15 protein-coding genes are annotated in these 20,054 nt (G+C 75.4%); 5 read left to right on the plus strand and 10 right to left on the minus strand.

All coding sequences use genetic code 11. The annotated features are described in order from the left end of the window. Positions 1 to 557 (minus strand): hypothetical protein (locus CUD01_RS08280; RefSeq protein WP_141320202.1); only part of this gene is annotated, 557 nt, incomplete at its 3' end. A 663-nt stretch (positions 558 to 1,220) separates the two neighbouring features. Further along, the gene (locus CUD01_RS08285) at positions 1,221 to 2,984 is read right to left on the minus strand and encodes a GMC oxidoreductase (protein ID WP_141320269.1); all 1,764 of its coding nucleotides are present in this window, start codon (positions 2,982 to 2,984) and stop codon (positions 1,221 to 1,223) included. A gap of 288 nt (positions 2,985 to 3,272) precedes the next feature. Here CUD01_RS08285 and CUD01_RS08290 point away from each other — a divergent pair, with 288 nt between their 5' ends. After that, the gene (locus CUD01_RS08290; protein ID WP_141320204.1) at positions 3,273 to 3,977 is read left to right on the plus strand and encodes a protein-L-isoaspartate O-methyltransferase family protein; all 705 of its coding nucleotides are present in this window, start codon (positions 3,273 to 3,275) and stop codon (positions 3,975 to 3,977) included. A 279-nt stretch (positions 3,978 to 4,256) separates the two neighbouring features. Here the strand turns inward: CUD01_RS08290 and CUD01_RS08295 are convergent, their stop codons facing one another. Continuing rightward, positions 4,257 to 4,940: a ribonuclease H family protein gene (locus CUD01_RS08295; RefSeq protein ID WP_141320206.1), complete on the minus strand. Its 684-nt coding sequence runs from the start codon at positions 4,938 to 4,940 to the stop codon at positions 4,257 to 4,259. A 332-nt stretch (positions 4,941 to 5,272) separates the two neighbouring features. Between CUD01_RS08295 and CUD01_RS17240 the strand changes: the two genes are divergently transcribed. After that, positions 5,273 to 9,076: a S8 family serine peptidase gene (locus tag CUD01_RS17240; protein WP_280525811.1), complete on the plus strand. Its 3,804-nt coding sequence runs from the start codon at positions 5,273 to 5,275 to the stop codon at positions 9,074 to 9,076. A gap of 171 nt (positions 9,077 to 9,247) precedes the next feature. Continuing rightward, a complete protein-coding gene (locus CUD01_RS08305; protein ID WP_094181751.1) occupies positions 9,248 to 9,778 on the plus strand; it encodes a hypothetical protein in 531 nt (176 codons plus the stop codon). A gap of 24 nt (positions 9,779 to 9,802) precedes the next feature. Here CUD01_RS08305 and CUD01_RS08310 read toward each other — a convergent pair whose 3' ends face one another. The 6 genes from CUD01_RS08310 to CUD01_RS08335 form a co-directional block, all read right to left on the minus strand. Beyond that, positions 9,803 to 10,768, minus strand: coding sequence for a 5'-3' exonuclease (locus tag CUD01_RS08310; RefSeq protein ID WP_141320210.1), 966 nt, complete (start codon positions 10,766 to 10,768; stop codon positions 9,803 to 9,805). Between the two features lie 63 nt (positions 10,769 to 10,831). Next, positions 10,832 to 11,437: a DUF4203 domain-containing protein gene (locus tag CUD01_RS08315; protein ID WP_141320213.1), complete on the minus strand. Its 606-nt coding sequence runs from the start codon at positions 11,435 to 11,437 to the stop codon at positions 10,832 to 10,834. A gap of 143 nt (positions 11,438 to 11,580) precedes the next feature. Continuing rightward, the gene (locus tag CUD01_RS08320; RefSeq protein ID WP_141320214.1) at positions 11,581 to 13,038 is read right to left on the minus strand and encodes a hypothetical protein; all 1,458 of its coding nucleotides are present in this window, start codon (positions 13,036 to 13,038) and stop codon (positions 11,581 to 11,583) included. 129 nt (positions 13,039 to 13,167) lie between these two features. After that, positions 13,168 to 13,884: an RNA polymerase sigma factor gene (locus CUD01_RS08325; protein ID WP_244937715.1), complete on the minus strand. Its 717-nt coding sequence runs from the start codon at positions 13,882 to 13,884 to the stop codon at positions 13,168 to 13,170. Positions 13,885 to 14,032: 148 nt separating this feature from the next. Further along, positions 14,033 to 15,667 carry a MinD/ParA family ATP-binding protein gene (locus tag CUD01_RS08330; RefSeq protein ID WP_243861314.1) on the minus strand — a complete coding sequence of 545 codons (1,635 nt, stop codon included), beginning with the start codon at positions 15,665 to 15,667 and terminating at the stop codon, positions 14,033 to 14,035. Between the two features lie 184 nt (positions 15,668 to 15,851). Continuing rightward, positions 15,852 to 16,286: an ATP-binding protein gene (locus CUD01_RS08335; protein WP_244937716.1), complete on the minus strand. Its 435-nt coding sequence runs from the start codon at positions 16,284 to 16,286 to the stop codon at positions 15,852 to 15,854. A gap of 154 nt (positions 16,287 to 16,440) precedes the next feature. On the opposite strand from CUD01_RS08335, the gene ligD reads away from it, so the two are divergent. After that, positions 16,441 to 17,526, plus strand: coding sequence for a non-homologous end-joining DNA ligase (gene ligD, locus CUD01_RS08340; protein ID WP_141320217.1), 1,086 nt, complete (start codon positions 16,441 to 16,443; stop codon positions 17,524 to 17,526). 3 nt (positions 17,527 to 17,529) lie between these two features. On the opposite strand, the gene CUD01_RS08345 is transcribed toward ligD, so the two are convergent. Continuing rightward, positions 17,530 to 18,663 carry a M15 family metallopeptidase gene (locus CUD01_RS08345; protein WP_141320219.1) on the minus strand — a complete coding sequence of 378 codons (1,134 nt, stop codon included), beginning with the start codon at positions 18,661 to 18,663 and terminating at the stop codon, positions 17,530 to 17,532. A gap of 135 nt (positions 18,664 to 18,798) precedes the next feature. On the opposite strand from CUD01_RS08345, the gene CUD01_RS08350 reads away from it, so the two are divergent. Next, entirely contained in the window at positions 18,799 to 20,040 is a 1,242-nt protein-coding gene (locus CUD01_RS08350; protein WP_141320221.1) for a hypothetical protein, read from the plus strand. Positions 20,041 to 20,054 lie beyond the last annotated feature (14 nt).

Genomic DNA, 20,054 nt, shown 5'->3' on the forward strand with positions numbered 1-20,054 from the left:
TCGCCGGCGGCAGGAGCGTCGGCAGCGGCACCGGGCGGCTCGTCGGTCGCGCCGCGGGCGGCACCCGAACCTCGTCCACCCGAGCGCGCGCTCGTCGTGCGCTCGGTCGTGGTGCGCTCGATCGAGGTGCGCTCGGTCGAGGTGCGCGACCCGCTGCGGGACGCGGTGTCCGCGCCGCGCAGCTCGGCGATCCCGAGGTCGGCGACACCGGCGTCGTCGAGGAGGTCCTCGAGCTCGGCGGTCGCGGCCTCGAGGGCGGCGAGGGACTCGTCGTCGAGCGTGACGTCCTCCGCGGCGAGGCTGGCCTCGTGCGCGGTCTGCATCGCCTCGAACGCGGCCCCCGCGACGGCCGTGCGCGCCTCGCGCATGGCGGTGCGGTCGGAGCTCGCCGCCGCGGTGCTCTGCGCGACGAACGCACCGAGCGAACCGGTGAGGGCGACGACGACGAACCCCTGGGCCAGTCGGCGGGGGGTCACACGGAAGGGGCGCGGGCGGGCCGGGACAGCCGCGTGGCGGCCGCTGCCGGACGTGCGCCGGCGCTGCGGCTCGTCATTCATCGCGTCCACGTTAAGAACGTTCGGACGGGGGACGGCGTGACGTGAGGTCAAGGTTCTGCGAAGGCTTTCGAGGGCGCTTCGCACATGTCGGACACGCCCGCTGCCGGAGGGCGCGTCGGGCCGTGGACGGGTCGCGCGGCGCCTCGGGGGTGTCGGCCCAGGTCAGTCGGCGGATGTCCCGACGAGGCCGTGAAGAGCGTTCTACATGAATCGGGCAGCCGCTCGCGACGCGCCGGACATCGCTCACCATCACACTTCCGCCACATTTTTCACCCGCTCGGGGCGGCGTGTCGCGCGGGTCACAGTGGGACCTTCACCCGGTCGCGGAGCGCCGCGACCTGCACAAACGCCCCACCTCTGCGCGAACCGGACATGGCGTCCCGCTCGACGCCGCCGCCGCATCCGCGGCACGGGACGCACGGCAACGGCGTGCGCGCCGTCACATCTCCGCCAGGTGCGGCTAGCCCCTCCCGAGGTGGGTGGCGGCGAGTCAGGTAGCGCGGAGCGGATGGCGCGGAGCCGATGCTGCGGACCGGATGGCGGAGTCGATGCTGCGGAGCGGGTGGATCGGCCGCGGCGATGGGGTCAGCGATGCGGGTGCGCGACGCCCCGCGTCGGTGGGGGTCAGCGGTCCGGGTGCGCGACGCCCCGCGTCGGTGGGGGTCAGCGGTCCGGGTGCGCGACGCCCCGCGTCGGTCGCAGCGCGCCCGGCGCACCGGCCGGGACCACCGGGCGGGCCGGGGCGACCGGGGCCAGGCGCAGGTAGGGCTCGCCCGGTGCGGGACGCGGGTCGACCTCGCCGCGGTTGGGCCACAGTGCGCACGCGCGCTCGGCCTGCGCGGTGATGGTGAGCGACGGGTTCACGCCGAGGTTCGCCGAGATCGTCGAGCCGTCGACCACGTGCAGCCCGGGGTGGCCGTGGACGCGGTGGTACGGGTCCACCACGCCCTCGTCGCGGGTCCGCCCGATCGTGCACCCACCGATGAAGTGCGCCGTCATGGGCACGTCGACGACCTCCGCGAGGCTCGAGGCCGGGAACCCGCCGAGCCGCCGCGCCATCGCCCGGTACGCGGCGTGCGCCTGCGGGATCCAGGTGGGGTTCGGCTCGCCCTCCCCCGGCGTCGACGTCAGCCGCACCCGGCCGCGCCACGTGCGGCGGGGGCGCACGACGATCGACGCCCCGCCCGTCTGCATGACGAGCCCGATCACGGTCCGTTGCGACCAGGACCCGATGCCCAGCACCAGCGACGCGACCTGCCCGGGGTGCCGCGCGACCGTCCCGAGCCACCGCAGCGCCCGCTCGGCCCGCGCCCCACCGGGCCGCCCGTCGACCGGTGCGCCCGCGCCGCCGCCCGTGCGAGTGCGACCCGCGGTGAGGGCCGTGGAGAGCAACCCCATGAGGTTCGACCCGCGTCCGTACCGCACGGGCTCGAGGTGGGTGCGCTCGTCGAGCCACACGGACGACGTGATGGCGACGCCGCGGGTCAGGTCGGGCGCCGAGCGCCGGTCCCGCCACCGGGCGACCGCCCCGCCGAGCGCCTCGGAGTTCGTCCGCGTGAGGTGGCCGAGCCGGTCGGACAGCTCGGGCAGCACGCCGTCGGCCTTGAGGCGGTGCAGGAGCGCCTGCGTCCCCCACGCACCGGCGGCGAGCACGACCTGCCCGGCGCGCAGGGTCCTGCGGCCCCGGCGTGGGTGCCCGGTCGCGGCGACGTCGACCTCCCACGTCCCGTCGGCGGCGGGGCGCACGGACGCCACGGTGGTGAGCGCACGGACGCGCGCGCCCGCACGCTCGGCGAGCGCGAGGTAGTTCGTCGTCAGCGTGTTCTTCGCGCCGAACCGGCAGCCCGTCATGCACGCGCCGCACTGCGTGCACCCGCGACGCTGCGGCCCGACCCCGCCGAAGAACGGGTCGGGCACCGCCTGGCCGGGCTCGAGCCGTCCGTCCCGCCCGAACACCACGCCGACCGGCGCGAGGCGGAAGGACGCCCCGACCCCGAGGTCCTGCGCGGCGCCGCGGACCACCTCGTCGGCCGGTGTGGTGCTGGGGTTCTCGACGACGCCGAGCATGCGCCGCGCCTGGTCGTAGTGGGGCGCGAGCTCGGCGCGCCAGTCGGTGATGCCCGCCCACTGCGGGTCGTCCCAGAACTCGTCACGCTCGGGCTCGTACAGCGTGTTCGCGTAGACCAGCGAGCCGCCGCCGACGCCCGCGCCGGCGAGCACGACCACGTCGGGCAGCACGTGGATCCGCTGGATGCCCGTGCACCCGAGCCGCGGCGCCCACAGGAACCGCCGCACGTCCCAGGACGTGCGCGGCAGCGTGTCGTCGGTGAAGCGCCGGCCTGCCTCGACGACGAGCACGCGGTAGCCCTTCTCGACGAGGCGCAGCGCCGCGACGCTCCCGCCGAAGCCGGATCCGACGACGACCACGTCGGCGTCGAGCGGGTCGTCGGCACGCTCGTCGGCGTGCTCGTCGGCGTGCTCGTCGGCACGATCGTCGGCCTGGTCGTCGGCACGCTCGTCGTCGGCGACGACGCCCGGCGCCCGGGGCGCGGCGGGGTGCGCGGGCGGGTGCGACGACGTCGTCGTGGTCCGGGGGGCGCTCACCCGCCTAGTGTCGGTGGTGAGCGCGGCGTGCGCCGCCACCGCCACGTGCGGCGCGCGCCGTCCCGGACGGAAGCGGACGTACCACCTCGCCCGAGGCGACGGAGGCGGCGAATGCGCGGTGACGGACCTGGCGACGAGCACGGCCGAGCTGACGGGCACGGCCGAGTTGACGGGCACGGCCCAGGTGACGAGCACGGACGAGGCGACGAGCGCGACGGCACGCACGAGGCACCCGCCGCGAGCCCGCGGGTCGCGGACGCGATGCGGGCGGTGCCGCGCGCGGACTTCCTGCCGCCGGCGCAGCGCGGCAACGCCACGCAGGACCAGGCGCTGCCGCTGTGGCAGGGGTCGACGTGCTCGCAGCCGAGCACGGTCGCGGCGATGCTGCGCCTGCTGGACGTGCCGCGCGGCGCGAGGGTGCTCGACGTGGGCGCGGGCTCGGGCTGGACGACGGCGCTGCTCGCGTGGCTCGTCGGGCCGCAGGGCGAGGTGCTGGGTCTGGAGCTGGAGCCGCAGATCGCGCAGTGGGGCGCGCAGAACCTCGAGCGGTTCGTCGCGCAGCACCGCGCCGAGGTGGGTCGCGCGCGGCTCGAGCGGGCCGAGCCGCGCACGGTCGGGCGCCCGCGCGCGGGCGGGTGGGACCGGGTGCTGGTGTCGGCGGCGGCGCGGACCGTCCCCGACGTGCTCGTCGGGATGCTCGCTGACCCCGGGCGGCTGGTGCTGCCCGTGCGGTCGACCATGCACCTCGTCGTGCGGGCGGACGGGCAGGTCAGCGTCTCGACGCACGGCTCGTACGCGTTCGTCCCGCTGCGCTGACCGGACGCCGCCGCACCCGAGCGCACCTGGCCCCCCGGACCACAAGAGCGGGTCCATCCCGACGAGACCGGGGTTGCTCCGGGTCCCAGCCGCCGAAGCCGGAACAAGCACGGCCTCGGCAGGCGCGTCCCCGACGAGACCGGGGTTCCTCCGGGTATCCACGCTCGAACCCGGAGCAACCACGGGGTCGACGACGGTGGGGTCGACGACGGTGGGGTCGACGACGGTGGGGTGGGTGACCTCAGTGGCGGCGACCGTGGGGTCGGGGTGGGGTCGGGATCAGAAGAGCGGGTCCATCCCGACGAGACCGGGGTTGCTCCGGGTCCCGGCCGCCGAAGCCGGAACAAGCACGGGCTCGGCAGGTGCCTCCCCGACGAGACCGGGGTTGCTCCGGGTATCCGCGCTCGAAGCCGGAGCAACCACGGGGTCGACGACGGTGGGGGCGGTGGCCTCGGAGTCGACGGCGGGGGCGGTGGCTCCGGAGTCGACGGTGGGGGTGGGGGGCGCGGACGTGGGGGGTGGGGGGAGGGTGCCGGCGCGGGCGGCGCGGGCGGCGATGCCCGCGAGCTCGTCGGCGCGCTCGTTGAAGCGGTCGCCGCGGTGGCCGCGCACCCACGAGAACGTGACGGGACCGGTGCGCTCGCGGATCGCCTGGTCGATCGCCTGGACCAGCGCGAGGTTCTGGACCGGGCCGCCGCTCGCGGTGCGCCAGCCGCGCCGGCGCCAGCCGTGCACCCACTCCGACGAGCACTTGATCGCGTACTGCGAGTCCGCCTCGATGCGCAGCGGCTCGGGGCCGGGGTGCGCGAGGACCGCCTCGAGCACGGCCGTGAGCTCGGCGACCTGGTTGGTGCCGGAGGGTGCGCCGCCGCTCGCGCTCGTGCCGTCGTGGTTGGCCCACGCCCAGCCGATCGCGCCGCCGGGGTTGCGCAGGCAGGAGCCGTCGGTGCTCACGGTGATCATCGGCGCCATTGTCCGGCACGGCGCCCGGCCCGCGCGCCGCGCGTCCACGGCGAGCACCGACGGCCGGCGCGTGGTCGGACGGCCCGTGGGCGTCCGGCGGGCGGCCCCGCGCGCGGGTCGCCGCGTACCGGGCATGTCCCCCAGGCGCGACACAAGTGTTTCGATCTGGTTACAAACGCCCGGAGAGCTCTACCGATCAGTAACGTGCCCCGCACGTCTGCTCCTTGCCGCCCATGACGGCCGGCACGGCACCGCCGACGTCCCGAGAGATCCACGAAGGGGCACGCATGTCACGACCAGTCCGGCGACCAGTCCTCGCCTCAGCCACAGCGGTGTCCGTCGCGCTCACGAGCGCGCTGCTCGCCACGTCCGCCACGGCCACGCCGTCCGGTCCGGACCTCTCCGACCGCCCGGACGCGTCCCGGGTCTCGACGACCCTCGCCGAGGCGCGCAAGACCATCGGGTTCTCCACCGACGACGGCCGGATCACGGCGCTCGTCGAGCTCGACACGGCCACGGGCGTCGAGGTCGCGGCGCAGGGTGCCGACGCGGTCCTCGACGCCGCCGAGACGACCGAGGCGCTCGCGCAGGACGTCGTCCCCGCCGAGCTCACCGCGAAGAACGCGGACTCGGCCACCCCCAAGCGGCTCGGCACGGTCACCAACCTCATGGCGGGCACGCTCGTCACGGGCGACGCGGAGAAGATCGCGGCCCTCGCCTCGTCGGACAAGGTCACGGCGATCTACCGCGTCGCGACGAAGAAGCCGATGAACGCGGGCAGCGACACGTTCACGCGCGCGCTGCAGACCTGGCAGGACACGGGCAACACGGGTGAGGGCGTCTCGATCGCCGTCATCGACACGGGCCTGGACTACACGCATGCCGCGTTCGGCGGTGCGGGCACGCAGGACGCGTACGACGAGGCGTACGGCGAGGACGGCACGCAGCCGGTCGACCCGTCGTGGTTCGACGCGGCCAAGTACGCGGGCGGGTACGACTTCGTCGGCCCGGACTACGACGCGAGCCTCGAGGAGCCGGGCTCGACGGACGTCCCGGCGCCCGACGAGAACCCGATCGACTCGCTGTCGACCTCCCCGAACTCGGGCCACGGCACGCACGTCGCCGGCACGGCCGCGGGCTACGGCGTCGACGCGGCCGGTGAGACGTTCGAGGGTGACTACTCCGAGCTCACGGACCTCTCGGACTGGAAGGTCGGCCCGGGCTCGGCGCCGCATGCCTCGATCTGGGCGTTCAAGGTGTTCGGCGACATCGGCGGCTCGACGGACGTCACGGCCCTCGCGCTCGACCGCGCGGCGGACCCGAACGGCGACGGTGACCTGTCCGACCACGTCGACGTGGTCAACATGTCGCTCGGCTCGGACGGCTCCCCGGCGGACGACCCGGACAACGTGCTCGTCGACCGTCTGACGAACCTCGGCGTGGTCGTCGCGGTCGCGTCGGGCAACGCGGGCGACATCACCGACGTCGGCGGTGCGCCGGGCAACGCTGCGAGCGCGCTGACGGTCGCCAACTCGGTGGCCGCGCCGGTCCTGGACGCCGCGCGCGTCGAGGACGCGTCGGACGCCGCGCTGGAGGGCCGGACGTTCGCGGGCCAGAACTCGGTCGCGTACGCGGGTGCGGACGTCACCGCGCCGGTCGTGTCGCTGGGTGAGACGTTCGACGGGTGCTCGGCGTTCACGACCGAGCAGGCCGCCGCGGTCGCGGGCAAGATCGCGTACCTGTGGTGGGACGAGACGCCGGCGCGTGTGTGCGGCTCGGTCGCCCGCTTCAACAACGCGACGGCCGCGGGTGCCGTGGGCGTCGTGCTGCCCACGGACGTCGCGGTCTTCTCCGCGGGCATCTCGGGCAACGCGGCGATCCCCGGCTTCCAGATGACGCGGACGACGACGGAGGCGCTCCTGCCCGAGATCGAGGCGGGCACGCTCACGCTCACCATCGGTCCGGGCCTCGCGATGCGCGGCGCGCAGGACGGTGCTGCCGACCTGCTCAACTCGAGCTCGTCGCGCGGTGTGCACGGCTCGCTCGGCATCGTGAAGCCGGACGTCGCGGCGCCCGGCACGGGCATCCTGTCGGCCGCGTCCGGCGGCGGCGCCGCCGGTCACGTGCTCTCGGGCACGTCGATGGCGACCCCGCACGTCGCGGGCATCGCGGCACTGGTCCGCGCGGAGCACCCGGGCTGGACCGCCGCGCAGGTCAAGGCGGCGGTCATGAACACCGCGACGCACGACGTGACGACCGAGGCCGACGGCGGCGGGATCGCCTACGGCCCCGAGCGCGTCGGCTCCGGCCGCGTGGACGCGCTGGCCGCGGTCAGCACGGACGTCATCGCGTACAACTCCGACGACGCGAACCTCGTGTCGGTGTCGTTCGGCGTCGTCGACGTGGCGGACGAGGTCGTGACCCGCAAGGCCACGCTCAAGGTCGCCAACTACGGCACCACGGCACGCACGTACGACACCGCGTTCGTCGCGGCGTCCACGGCGGGCGGCGCGTCGGTCACCGTCTCGCCCGCGCAGGTCACGGTGCCTGCGGGCGGCAAGGCGGCGACGGTCACGCTGACCCTCACGGCCGACCCGAGCACGCTCGAGCGCGAGATCGACCCGACGCAGGAGACCACCCAGTTCGGCGAGGAGCGCGAGTACGTCACGACCCTCTCGGGCCGTGTCGTCCTGACCTCCACGGACGACGACCAGGAGCTGCGCGTGCCCGTCCAGGCCGCGCCGCGCCTCGTCGCCGACCTGTCGGCGTCGAAGGTCACGTTCACCGACGGCTCGTCGGCCGCGGAGCTGGGGCTCTCGGGCCGCGGCGTCGACGCGGGCGGCTGGACGTCGCTCACGTCGCCGCTGATCCTGGCGCGCACGAGCCCCCGCCTCGAGCGGGACGCGTCGCTGACGACCTCGGCGTCGGCGATCGCGTCGGGCGACCTGCGGTACGTCGGCTGGTCGTCGAACGCGCAGTACTTCGAGTCGCTCGGCATCCCGAGCGACTACGCGACGCTCAACATCGGCATCGCGACGGACGGCGACTGGGCCTCGATCGGCACCACGATGATCCCGGTGATCGACACGGACATCGACGGTGACGGCGAGGCGGACCTGCAGTCGATCGTCACGAAGTACGACCCGGAGGTCGACGTCACGGTCGTGCTCACGTACGACCTGCACGCGGACCCGTCCGACGGACCGGTCGACGTGCAGTACGCCAACGGCGTGACCGGTGCCGACACCGGGCTGTTCGACAGCAACGTGGTCGTCGCGCCGATCGGTCTGGAGTACGCGGGCATCGAGTCCGGTGCGACGCCGACCGTCCAGGTGTGGACGTACTCGCCGTACGCCCGCGACGAGGTCGTCGACTCGGTCGCGCCGTTCACGGTGTCGCCGTTCGACGCGCCGTTCTGGTTCGAGACGCAGGACTTCGTCCTGTCCGTCGGCGACGACGGCGTCTCGATCCCGGTACACCGCTCGGCGACCGCGAAGTCCGGCAAGCTGCTCGTCCTGCAGCACCACAACGCGGGCTCGGCGCGCGCGCAGGTCGTGGACGTCAGCGTCCCGGTCCGCACGGCGACGAAGCTGGCGTTCACGCCGGGCAAGACGCACGCGGACAAGGCCACGCTCACCGCGACGGTCTCCCCCGCGGCGGCGGGCAAGGTCGAGTTCTTCGACGGCCGCACGTCGCTGGGCAAGGTGACGGTCTCGAGCGGCAAGGCCACCAAGCAGGTCGCGGTGACCCTCGGGTCGCACTCCTACAAGGCGGTCTTCACGCCGACGAGCCCGACGGCGTACGGCTCGTCCGGCTCGGCGGCGGTCAAGGTCACGAAGTCCGCGACCACGACCTCGCTGACGCTGTCGCCGACGACCGTGAAGAAGGGCACCTCCGCGAAGGCGGTCGTCACGGTCAAGAGCACGTCGAAGCCGCCGACCGGCAAGGTGGTCATCAAGGAGAACGGCAAGGTGATCGCGTCGGGGACGCTCAAGGTCTCCGGCACGACCGGCAAGGTCACGATCACGCTGCCGAAGACGCTGGCGGTGGGCAAGCACTCGCTCACGGCGTCCTACGCGGGCTCCGGCTACACCGGCAGCTCGTGGAAGACGGCGACGCTCACGGTCACGCGCTGACCCTCACCCGCGCGTCGGCCTGAGTCGACGACGTGGACCGCGACGGGGTGTCGCGGCGGGCTCCGGCCCGCTGCGGCACCCCGTCCGTGTGTCCGCCGGAGCCTGGCAGCCGCGCGGAGCAACTCGGTGCATGTGTCTCATGTCACGTCCCGGCCGTGCCGATGACGGGGCATGACCACGTTCGAGGACCTCGACCTCGGCGAGGCGTTCGGCGACTTCGGTGACGCGGCCGCTGCGCCCCGCCGACGCTCGCGCGCCTGGGGAGCCGCCGCGTTCCTGCTCGCGATCGCCCTGCTGGTGGTGGGTGTCGTCTGGCTCGACGCCGCCCGGCGTTCGCCCGTCGACGTGAGCGCCGCACCGTCGGACCTCGTGCCCGCGCTCGCCGCTGAGCAGACGGCCGCGGACCGGATCGCCGACGCGGACCTCGACCTGATCGACGTCGTCACCACGACGACGCGCCGGCTGGGCACGTCCGCGTGGGGCGAGCACTACGTGGGCCTGACGGCGGGCGGTGCGGTGTGCCTGCTGACGGTCGTCGAGGGCGACGTGCCCGGGCAGTCCTGCGCACGCCCGACGACGCACCTCGTGCTCACCACGGCGGACGTGGACGGCCGCGACGTGGTGTGGCTCGCCGCGCAGGGTGCGGGGCCGACCGACGCGGGCTGGGCGCAGCTCGCCCCGAACCTCTGGGTGCGCGACTGACGCGACGCCGACGCGTGCGCCGGGTCAGCCGGCGAGCGCCGTCACGACGCGCGTGATCGACGACGCGATCCCCCACCGCTCCGCGAGCGCGACGAGCGCGTCGGGGTCCGCGGGCGTCGGGGGCAGGTGGTCGTCGACGTCCGGCACGGGTGCGTCGTGCGCGACCCGCACCACGCGCGGCGCGACCGCGAGGTAGTCGGCGGCCTCGGTGAGCCGGCGCAGCTGCGTCGCGGTCAGGCCGCGGTCGCCCGCGTCGCGCGCCGCGAGCACGCCGTCGAGCGAGCCGTACCGCCGCACGAGCGCGGCCGCGGTCTTCTCCCCGATGCCCGGCACACCGGGCAGCCCGTCCGACGGGTCGCCGCGCAGCGCCGCCATGTCCGCGTACGCGGCGCCGGAGTCCACGTCGTACCGCTCGCGCAGCCGCGCCAGGTCGACGACCTCGAGGTCCTTGATGCCCTTGACGGTGTAGAGCACGCGCACGCGCGTCTCGTCGTCGACGAGCTGGAACAGGTCACGGTCGCCCGTCACGACGTCCACGGGGTCCCGCTCGTCGGCGGGGCGGGCGCGTTCGCGCGCGACGAGCGTGCCGATCACGTCGTCGGCCTCGAACCCCGGCGCGCCGAGCCGCGCGATCCCGAGCGCCGCGAGCACCTCGGCGATCACGGGCACCTGGGGCGCGAGCGTGTCCGGGACCTCCTCGACGCTCGTCGTGCCGCCGCCCGGCGCCGGGACCTGCGCCGCGACGCGGTGCGCCTTGTACGAGCTGATGGCCTCGACCCGGAACTCGGGACGCCAGTCGTCGTCCCAGCACGCGACGAGGCGCGTGGGCCGCCGGTCGACGACGAGCCGCGCGATCATGTCGAGCAGGCCGCGCACGGCGTTCGTCGGCGAGCCGTCGGGCGCGCGCCCCACGGACTCGGGCACGCCGAAGTACGCCCGGAAGTACAGCGACGCGGTGTCCAGCAGCAGCAGCGGTCGACGGTCCGTCATCGGTTCGTGGTCCTCACCCGGGCCACCGTAGAGGAGACCACCCCCACGGGAGCAGACCCCGCGTCACGCGGCGGGTGCCGGGGGTGCGGCGGCCGTCTGCTGCGGCGGCAGGCCGAGCCGCTCGCGGAACAGCCGGCGCTGCACGTACCAGCCGGTGCCGGCGACCGCGAGCCACACGACGAGCATCACGGTCTGCTCCCAGCCCTCGTCCGGGTGCGCGAGGAACCCGAGCCCCTCGGGCCACAGCGCCGCGACACCGGACAGGATGACGCTCGCGCCGCCCAGCGCGGTGCACCACAGCAGCGCGCGGCGCGCGTACTTCTCCGCGAGCAGCGCGCACGCGAACGCCGTGACGACGACGAGCACGATGCCGAGCAGCGCGCTCGTGCCCGGGTCCGCCAACGCGGACCACAGCTTCGCGCCGATCACGGCCCCCGCGACGAGCCCGACGACGAACGTCGCGAACCGGAAGACCAGCGACACCGTGAGCCACACGAGAACCGCGGAGCCCAGCCCCACCCACAGCGCGGTCCACGGGTCCGCGTCGAACGCGTCCGCGACCAGGTACCCGATCGCGAACCCCGCCGCGATCAGCGCGAGGTTGACCGAGCGCACGCCGTAGAAGCACAGCAGGACGCCGACGAGCAGCACCACCAGGGCCGTGGTCACCTCGCCCACGCTAGACCCGCAGGTCACACCCGGCACGACGGAAGGCCGGCCGGTGCTGGTGCGCACCGACCGGCCTCACGTCCCTGCCCGTCCCGGGGACGTACCCACCCGGTCCGGACGACGAGCACGCGTCCCGCGGACCCCTAGCGCGTGAGGTCGAGCTGGTCGTCCGCGACGGCGATCACGCTCCACGTGGCGCCCGAACCGTCGGACAGCTCGTACGCCGGGACGAGCACCGAGGCGCCGTCCTCGAGCACCTGCAGCGCCACACCGAGCCGCGCGTCCGTGATCGCGACCTGCGTGACGGGCCACGCGATCGGGTCGCCCGCGCGCGGCGTCGCCGGCACGGTCGGCTCGTCGGCCTTCGCCGCCTCGGTGTCGAGCTTGTTCTCGAGCACCGCGCCCCCGCGGGCCGAGGCCGCGAGCGGCCACACCCCACCCCAGCCGCCCGCGAAGCGCGGGTCGTTGAGCCGCTCGACCGCGTCGGCCGCGCTGACCACGTCGTAGTCGCCGAGCTCGACGACCGGCGCGAGCGGGCCGTACGCCGACTGCACGCCGTCCGCCATGACCGTGAAGTTCCACACGGCCTGGGTCGCCTGGCCGTCGACGACGAGCGTCGCGAGCACGTTGGTGCCCGCACCCTGGTCGGTCGTCACGTCGAACGTGAAGTCGTCCGCGTCGAGGCCGAGATCGTCGAGCGTGGCCTCGGCGGCCGCGGTCGCGTCCTTCGCCGACGGGCCGTCCTGCGCGCAGTCCGCGCCGCCCGTGGACCCGGGCTCGGCCGCACCCTCCGGGACGTCGCCGTTCGGCTTGTCGGGCATCGAGATCTGCTCGCAGCCCCACGGGTCACGCGTCGGGTCGTAGTAGGCGATGCTCGCCAGGCCGTCGGCGCTCAGGCTCACGGTGGGCGCCGAGCCGTCGAGCGCGCCGATCGTGAGGCCGTACTCGTCGCTCAGCTCACCGGAGACGCCGAACACCTTCGCGGCCGCGCGCAGCGTCGCCTCCGAGTACACGGACGCGGCGTCGAACGCCCACGCGGCGTGCTCGCCGGTCGCGTCCGACAGGCCCTCGCCGTGGAACACCTGCCGCCCGCCGTAGCCCCACGCGGGCATCATCCGGTCGGCCCCGCCCTGGAGCTCGGCGGGCGCCTGCAGCGAACCGACGCTCGAGGGCCCCTCCGCACGGTGCGCCGGATCCATGGCCCCGTCGACCTCCTCGCTCGCGCCCGCCGCCGACGAGTCCAGCGAGATCGCCGCCGCGACCTGCGGCGAGCCGCCCTGCGCACCGATCGCGTAGCCGCCGCCACCGACGGCCGCGAACGCGGCGACCGCCGCCGCGGCCCCCACCCAGCGGGTGCGGCGCAGGCGTCGGGCGCGCGCCGCGGCGAGCTCGTCGGGCTGCTCGTCGGGCTGCTCGGCGTGCTGATCGGCGTGCTGATCGTCGGGCAGCGGCATCCGCACGCCCGTGCTCGCGGCGAGCGCCGCGTGCAGGCGTCCCGTGTCGAGCGTCGCGCCCGCCGCGGGGTCCGCCGCCGTGACGCGGCGCAGCGCGTCGTCGACGAGCGCGGGGTCGACCGGACGGTCGTCGTCGTGCGTGCTCACGGCTCCTCCAAAGGGTCCTGCGCGTCGTGCCGGACGCGCGTCCTGCCCCCTCTGTGTGCGGGGCGCGTCGCGTCTTGCACGACGAGCGCGGCGCACCGTCCCCAGCTCGTCCTCGCCTCGGTCCTCGGCTCAGTCCTGGTCGTCCGACGAGGCCGCCCACGCCGCGGCGAGCCGCGAGCGAGCACGGCTGAGTGCGGCGTCCGCACCGCCCCGGCCGATCCCGAGCACGTCCGCGAGCGCCTGACCCGTCAGGCCCTCCCACGCGTTGAGCAGGACGATCTTGCGGTCGCGCGGGCTGAGCGCCGCGAGCGCGGTGCGCACCTGCTCGTCGTGCACGGCGCGCAGCGCGGGGTCGTCGTCGTCGACCGTCTCCGGCAGGTGCTCGACCGGCACGGGCCGGCCCTTGCGCCGGTGGTTGGCCAGCACGTACCCCGCGGTCCGGTAGAGCCAGGGCAGCTCGGCACCCTCGGGGACGTCGGCGCGGCGGCGCCACGCGATCGTCAGCACGTCGGCCGTGAGGTCGTCGGCATCCTGGCCCGCGCGGCGCACGAGGAACCGGAACACGTCGCGCTGGTGCGCACGCACGAGCGCGGTGTACCAGTCGGCGCCGCGGTCCGGGCGCGTCGCGTCGTCGGGCGCGTCGGTCGAGAGCTCGTCGGCATGCGCGTCGTCGGCGTGCGCGTCGTCGGCCGCCTTGTCCCGCTCGTCGTGGTCGTCGTCGGTCACGTCGTCACGCTCGTCGTCGGGCGCGTCGTCGCAGGCCTCGTCGCGCGGCAGCAGGCGCAGCGCGACGGGGCTCGTCCTCTCGGGCGCGTCGGCCAGGGCGGCCAGCTCGTCGCGTGACACGGGCACCTCGTCTCGTCAGTCCTCGACCGGCAGTGCGGGGCGCGCGACGGCACACCCTGCACCCCTCCATGTCGCGAGACCGAGGCATCTTGCACACCTCGTCGCAGACTCCTCGTCCGGCCGCACGCACGACGCGCACGGCCGCCGGTCAGAGACCGTCGGCGACGATCGCGGTCGCGCGCAGCCACGCGTCACGCGTCGCGGGACGCAGCGACTCGTACGCGATCGGCCCGCCGGACACGAGCGACGGGTCGTACGGGACCTCCACGACCGCGCGCGTCAGCGCCCCGAAGTGGCTGCGCAGCCGCTTGCGCAGGTCCTTGTCGATCTTGCGGTCCGGCGCGGACAGGATCGTCACCGCGCGGCGCACCGCGTCGTCGTTGCCCGTCGCACGCAGCGCGTCGAGCGCCCAGGCGGCGGACTGCGCGGTGTCCTCGCGGATCGTCGAGACGACGACCACCTGGTCGGCCGCGTCGATCGCCGCCTGCCAGTTCGACGCCCGCATGTTGTTGCCCGTGTCGATCACCAGCACGCGGTAGAACCGCGACAGGACCCGGTGGAGCGCGGCGAACGACGCGGCGTCCATCGACGACGCCGACCCGGCGCTCTCGTCGGACGCGAGCACGTCGAACTGCTCGTCCGTCTGCGTGCGCACGTACCCGTCGAGGTCGCCCACCCGGACCGTCGCCGCACCACCGAGGGACGGCAGCGCCTGCAGCAGGTCGACCGCGGTGTGCTGGTGGTCGGTGTGCGCCGAGCGCCAGCCGAGCGTGCCGCGGGTCTCGTTGTTGTCCCACGCGAGCGTGTAGCCGCCGCGCTGCAGGCCGAACGTCGCGGCGAGCAGCATGGTCGCGGTCGTCTTGTGGGCGCCGCCCTTGGGGTTGAGCACGACGACCGTGCGCGGGCCGTCGAACGTGCGCCGCACCGCGGCGGTCTGCACGCGGCGCTGCTGCTCCGCGCGTCCCGGACCGAGCTTGACGCCACCGAACGTCGCGCGCCGCAGGCCGGCGCGCCAGCCCTGCTCCGCGGGACCCGTCGAGGCCTGGTGCCGCTTGGCGAGCAGGTCGTCGAGCGTGGGCAGCGTCGCGGAGGTGCGCTCGGCCTCGCGCGGCGGCGCGTCGACGCCCGCAGCGCTCGCGGCGGGGGCTGCCGGGCTCGTCGGGTCCGCGCTCGTCGAGCCTGCGCTCGTCGAGGACCCTGCGCCCGTCGGGGACCCTGCGCCCGTCGGGGACCCGGTGCTCGTCGGGAACCCGGTGCTCGTCGGGGAGGCTGCGCTCGTCGGGGAGGCTGCGCTCGTCGAGGACCCTGCGCTCGGCGACGGCGCACCGGCGGTGGTCGGGGCGGCACCCGGGAGGGACGCGGCCGCGGCGGGCCCGGCGAGCTCGGCGTCGAGGGCGCTCGTACCGGATCCCGGCACCGCACCCGGCGCGGGCACCTCGACTCCGTCGGCGGCCGCGAGCGCGGCCTCGGCGACCGTGGCGGCCTCGGCGGCCGCGGCACCCGCCGAGTCGTTCGCCGGAGCCTCGTCCACCAGGCCGTCCGGGTGGATCAGCAGCGACCACATGCCGTCGGGGTCGCGGACCTGGACGGGGACGGGCGCACCCACCTCACCGGCGATCGCGGCGATCCGCTCGGTGATCGCCGCGCCCGCCTCCTGGAGGTTGGCCATGCGGATGCGCTCGATCACCCCGTCGACCGAGATCTGCCCGGTGCCGTCGTCCCGCACCTCCGCGGTGACCTGCGGCAGCCGCGCGATCCGGGTGGTGCTGTCGGTGTCGCTCATCGGTGGTCCCTCCTCGTCGGCCCCCCGGTGGCGAAACTACGCGAATGTCCGGTTCCGCGCGCGCGCCGGAGCAGGCGAAAACCTCGCGCGACCTGCGGGGGATGGCCCCGATCCTCCCATGAGGATGCCTCGGGCACCGATCGGCGGCCGTCGACCCGACCCGCCGCGGCACACCGCCCGAGGGTCAGGAGTCGTCGACCTCGAACCAGACGACGGTCCGGCCGGGCTCGTGCGTGGTGCCCCACGCGGACGACAGCGCGTCGACGATCGCCAGGCCACGTCCGTTGGGCGCGGTCGGCTCGGTGCGGCGCAGGTGGGGTGTGCCGCCGCCGTGGTCCGTGACCTCGACGTGCAGGACGCCGGCGGTCACGGTCACGCGCACCACCACGTCGCTGTCGTGCGGACCGTGCACCACGGTGTTCGCGACGACCTCTCCCGTCAGCAGCTCCGCGACCTGGTTCGCGGCGCCGCCGATGCCCGCGGCCGCCGCGATCTGCATGACCCAGTGCCGCGCGGTCCGGGGCGCCGAGGGGGTCGCCGTGAGCACGAGCTCGTCGTGTACCTCCGGCGCGCGCAGACGCACGCTCGCCGCGCTCCGGATGTCCCTCACCTCGCCCACGCCAACAGGGTGCACGACGATCCGCGGTTCCGCTGGTCGAGCGTCCCGTTCGTGGACACGCGGGATCCCGGACGCGGGGGTCTGCGTGGTGGGCACGCGGGCATCGTGCCATCACCGAGTGACGCGCGTCACCTCGGACACCTAGGTTGTGGACATGCCGTCCAAGACTCCCGCGACCGAGATCGACGTCCGTGGCCGGACCGTGCGCGTGTCGAGCCCGGACCGGGTCTACTTCCCGGCGCGCGGGCTGACGAAGCTCGACGTCGTGCAGTACTTCGTCCAGGTCGGGGACGGGATCCTCGGCGCGCTGCTCGACCGTCCGACGACGCTCGAGCGCTGGCCCAAGGGCGTGTTCGAGGGTGCGAGGCTCGCGACGCGCGCGGACTCGTCGGGCGACGCGTTCTACCAGAAGCGCGTCCCGGCGGGCGCGCCCGACTACGTGCGCACCGCCCGGATCGCGTTCCCGTCGGGCCGCACGGCCGACGAGGTGGCGCCCGGCGAGCTCGCCGTCGTCGCGTGGGCCGCGAACCTCGGCACGCTCACGTTCCACCCGTGGCCCGTCACGTCGCGGGACGTCGAGCGTCCCGACCAGCTGCGCATCGACCTCGACCCGCAGCCCGGCACCGACTTCTCCGACGCGGCGCGCGTCGCCCCGCACGTGCGCGAGCTGCTCGCCGAGCACGGCCTCGAGGGCTGGCCCAAGACGTCCGGCGGGCGCGGCATCCACGTGTTCGTGCCGATCGAGCCGCGCTGGACGTTCGTCGAGGCCCGCCGCGCGACGATCGCGTTCGGCCGCGAGCTGGAACGCCGCCTGCCCGGCGAGGTCACGATGAAGTGGTGGAAGGAGGAGCGCGGCGCCAAGATCTTCGTCGACTACAACCAGATGGCCCGCGACCGCACGATCGCGTCGGCGTACTCGGTGCGCACGAACGCGCGCGCCACGGTCTCGGCGCCGCTCACCTGGGACGAGGTCGCGGACGTGCACCCCGACGACTTCGACGTGACGACGATGCCCGCGCGGTTCGCCGCCGTGGGCGACCTGTTCGCACCGCTCGCGGCGCACGCCCCCGGGCGGTTCTCGATCGACTCGCTGCTCGAGCTCGCGCAGCGCCAGGAGCACGACGAGGGGCACGGGGACCTGCCGTACCCGCCGGAGTACCCGAAGATGCCCGGCGAGCCGCCGCGCGTGCAGCCGTCCCGCGCGCGCAAGCCGGCGAGCGAGGCCGACGACGAGGGCTGAGGCTCAGCCCACGTACTCGAAGTGCCAGTACTCGGGGTTGCTCCCGCCCTGGCGCGCCCACGAGGGCTGCACCCACCCGAACGACGGCCCCGTGCCCACGAGCCACGTGTGCTGCGGTGTGCCGTACCCGTACTCGCACGGCAGCTCGGGTACGTCGAGCGCGTACCCCGTGCCGTGCTTCGACGTCCCGGGCCGGGCCGCGATCGAGCCGAGCGCCTCGCGCATCGCGACCTGCGTCGCGTAGTCCCGGTACGTGAGGTCCAGGTCGAGGTCGTGCCCGAACTCCGCGCGGAACGCGACGTTGAGCCGCTCGAGGGCCGCGGTCGCCTCGGTGCGCAGGTAGTACCGCGTGCCCTTCGGGTCCACGCCCCAGGACGTGGCCGCGAGCATCGACCCCGGTAGCCTGCCGTTGGAGCCGTCGCCGCCCTTCGTCGGCGGCGACGTGTAGAACGGCGGGCCGTCGTACGTGGTGCGGCACCGGTCGTCGTCGGACCCGCCGGGGTCGCGGCCGGCCGGTGGTGGCGCGGGCGTGCGGGCGGCCTCGCGGGCCCGCGCCTCGCGCTCGGCCACCCACTCCTCGTGGGACGCGGCGACCGCGGCGCGGGCTGCGACGACCTCGGCCGCGAGCGCGCGCAGCGCGGCGACCGACCCGCCCTCTCCCGCCGGCCCGCCCCCGCCCGCCGAGCCGCCCTCGCCCGCCTCCGCGTCCTGCGGCGTGGACTCGAGCGCGTGCTTGGCGCGCTGCAGCACCTGCGCGAGCGCGTCGCGCACCGCGTCGTCGGCCACCTCGCCGTCGGTCGCGTCGAGCGTCGCACCGCCGTCCTCGACCGCGGCGAGCAGCGCGGACCGGGCCTCCTGCCGGGTCGTCGCCGCGAGCGAGGCCGACGCGCGTGCGGCCGCCACCTCGCGCGCGGCCGCGTCGTCGGCGAGCGCCCGCGCCGCGACGCTCGCGGACGCGCTCGCCTGCACGTCCGCCGCGGCCGCGTCCCGGCGCCCGTCCAGCACGCCGACCCCGACGGCGGCACCGGCGAGGACGCACAGCACGACGGCGCCCGCCACCGCCACCCGGCGGGCTGTGCGTCGGGCCGTGCGTCGGGCCGTGCGGTGGGCCGTGCGGCGTGAGGTCCCGGAGGCCATCGGGCGAGTGTGCCGGGTGGAGGAACCGGACGCAACGCACGGACCACCCGGCCCGTGCGACCCGTCCGGGTGCAACTCGCGCACATCGGCCCCGGTCCGCTCAAGCGGCACAGGTCGCACGCCGATGGCATCGGCATGACCGAAGCCTCCGCCATCCCCGCGGCGGGTGCTGCCGCGCTCGCCGCCGCCGGGATGCGGGAGCTCACCGCCGACGAGCGCGGACACCTCGACCGGCTGCGTGGCCACCTCGCCGCGAGCGGTGCGCCCGTCGCGACGGTCGCGGGCCTCGGTGACCTGCTGCAGGCCGCGCACGCGGCGTGGGTCACGACGCCTGCGGGGCAGCGGCCCGACCCGAGCCCGATGATCACGTCCATCGCGGTCGGCGTGGGCGACCTCATCCGTGCGTCCGCGCCCGCCGCGCGGTGGGTCCTGCACGTCGACGGGCCGTCGGCCTCGCCCGCGCTGCTGTCCACCGACGGGTCGGCCGCGGTGGTCCCGTTCGCCGACGTCCGGCGCCGCTGGGCCGACGGCGCCGCGCGCGCCGACGAGCGCGCGGCGGGCGGTCACGGGCCCACCGACCAGGCCCAGCCCGACCCGACCGAGGTCGAGGGCGACGCCGCGTGGCTCGAGCGCTACGTGAGCGCCGCCGCCTCGCACCTCGCCGCGGCCGAGGCCGCGCCCGCCGCCCCCGAGCCGCACGAGCCCGCCGTCGACGTGCAGGACCACGTGCGAGACCACGTCCCCGCGCCGCGCCCGCCCGTCCCCGACGAGCACGCATGGGAGCCCGAGCACGCGTACGCCGCCCCGGACCACCCCGTCGAGCCGGCGCCCGACACCGCCCCGCGCGGACGCCGCGCGACCCACGCCCGCGGCGCGGCCGAGCTCCCCGACGAGCCCGTCGTGCGCTACCGCACGCCCGGCGAGCTGCCGTACGTGCCGTCCGTCGACGCCCAGAACCTCGCGCTGCGCGCGCTCGACCGCGGCCTCACGCACGCGATCTCCGACGGGCCCGCGCCGTTCGCGCTGCGCGACGACGGCACCAACGTGCACGTCAAGTGGTTCCACGCCGACAACGACGAGGCCCTCGGCCTCGCGGAGCGGTGGGTCGCGGACGGCATCGGGCTGCGCGCCGCGATCGGCTGGGTCGTCCCGCTCGACGACGACGCCGCGGCGCACCTGCCCGGGCTCGGCGCCGTCCCGCCGGACGACACCGCGGCGTCGCTCGGCGCCGACCACGCGGTCGTCGTGCTCGCGTCCGACTCGCGCATGCCCGGCATGGTCGTGGCCCACCGCTTCTCCAGCGGCGCGCGCACGGGCGCGGCGGGCTGCCCGATCGGCGAGCCCGTCGTCGTCGGCCCCTGCCCGACGGTCCTGTAGCGAGCGGCCGCCGG

The organism is Cellulomonas uda (assembly GCF_006538705.1).
GTDB lineage: Bacteria > Actinomycetota > Actinomycetes > Actinomycetales > Cellulomonadaceae > Cellulomonas > Cellulomonas uda.

What these genes read in the sequence shown, in the direction of transcription:
- CUD01_RS08330 (WP_243861314.1), bottom strand. Translation starts at nt 15,667, where the DNA reads ATGAGCGACACCGACAGCACCACCCGGATCGCGCGGCTGCCGCAGGTC.
- CUD01_RS08305 (WP_094181751.1), top strand. Translation starts at nt 9,248, where the DNA reads ATGACCACGTTCGAGGACCTCGACCTCGGCGAGGCGTTCGGCGACTTC.
- ligD (WP_141320217.1), top strand. Translation starts at nt 16,441, where the DNA reads ATGCCGTCCAAGACTCCCGCGACCGAGATCGACGTCCGTGGCCGGACC.
- CUD01_RS08350 (WP_141320221.1), top strand. Translation starts at nt 18,799, where the DNA reads ATGACCGAAGCCTCCGCCATCCCCGCGGCGGGTGCTGCCGCGCTCGCC.
- CUD01_RS08290 (WP_141320204.1), top strand. Translation starts at nt 3,273, where the DNA reads ATGCGCGGTGACGGACCTGGCGACGAGCACGGCCGAGCTGACGGGCAC.
- CUD01_RS08310 (WP_141320210.1), bottom strand. Translation starts at nt 10,768, where the DNA reads ATGACGGACCGTCGACCGCTGCTGCTGCTGGACACCGCGTCGCTGTAC.
- CUD01_RS08345 (WP_141320219.1), bottom strand. Translation starts at nt 18,663, where the DNA reads ATGGCCTCCGGGACCTCACGCCGCACGGCCCACCGCACGGCCCGACGC.
- CUD01_RS08295 (WP_141320206.1), bottom strand. Translation starts at nt 4,940, where the DNA reads ATGATCACCGTGAGCACCGACGGCTCCTGCCTGCGCAACCCCGGCGGC.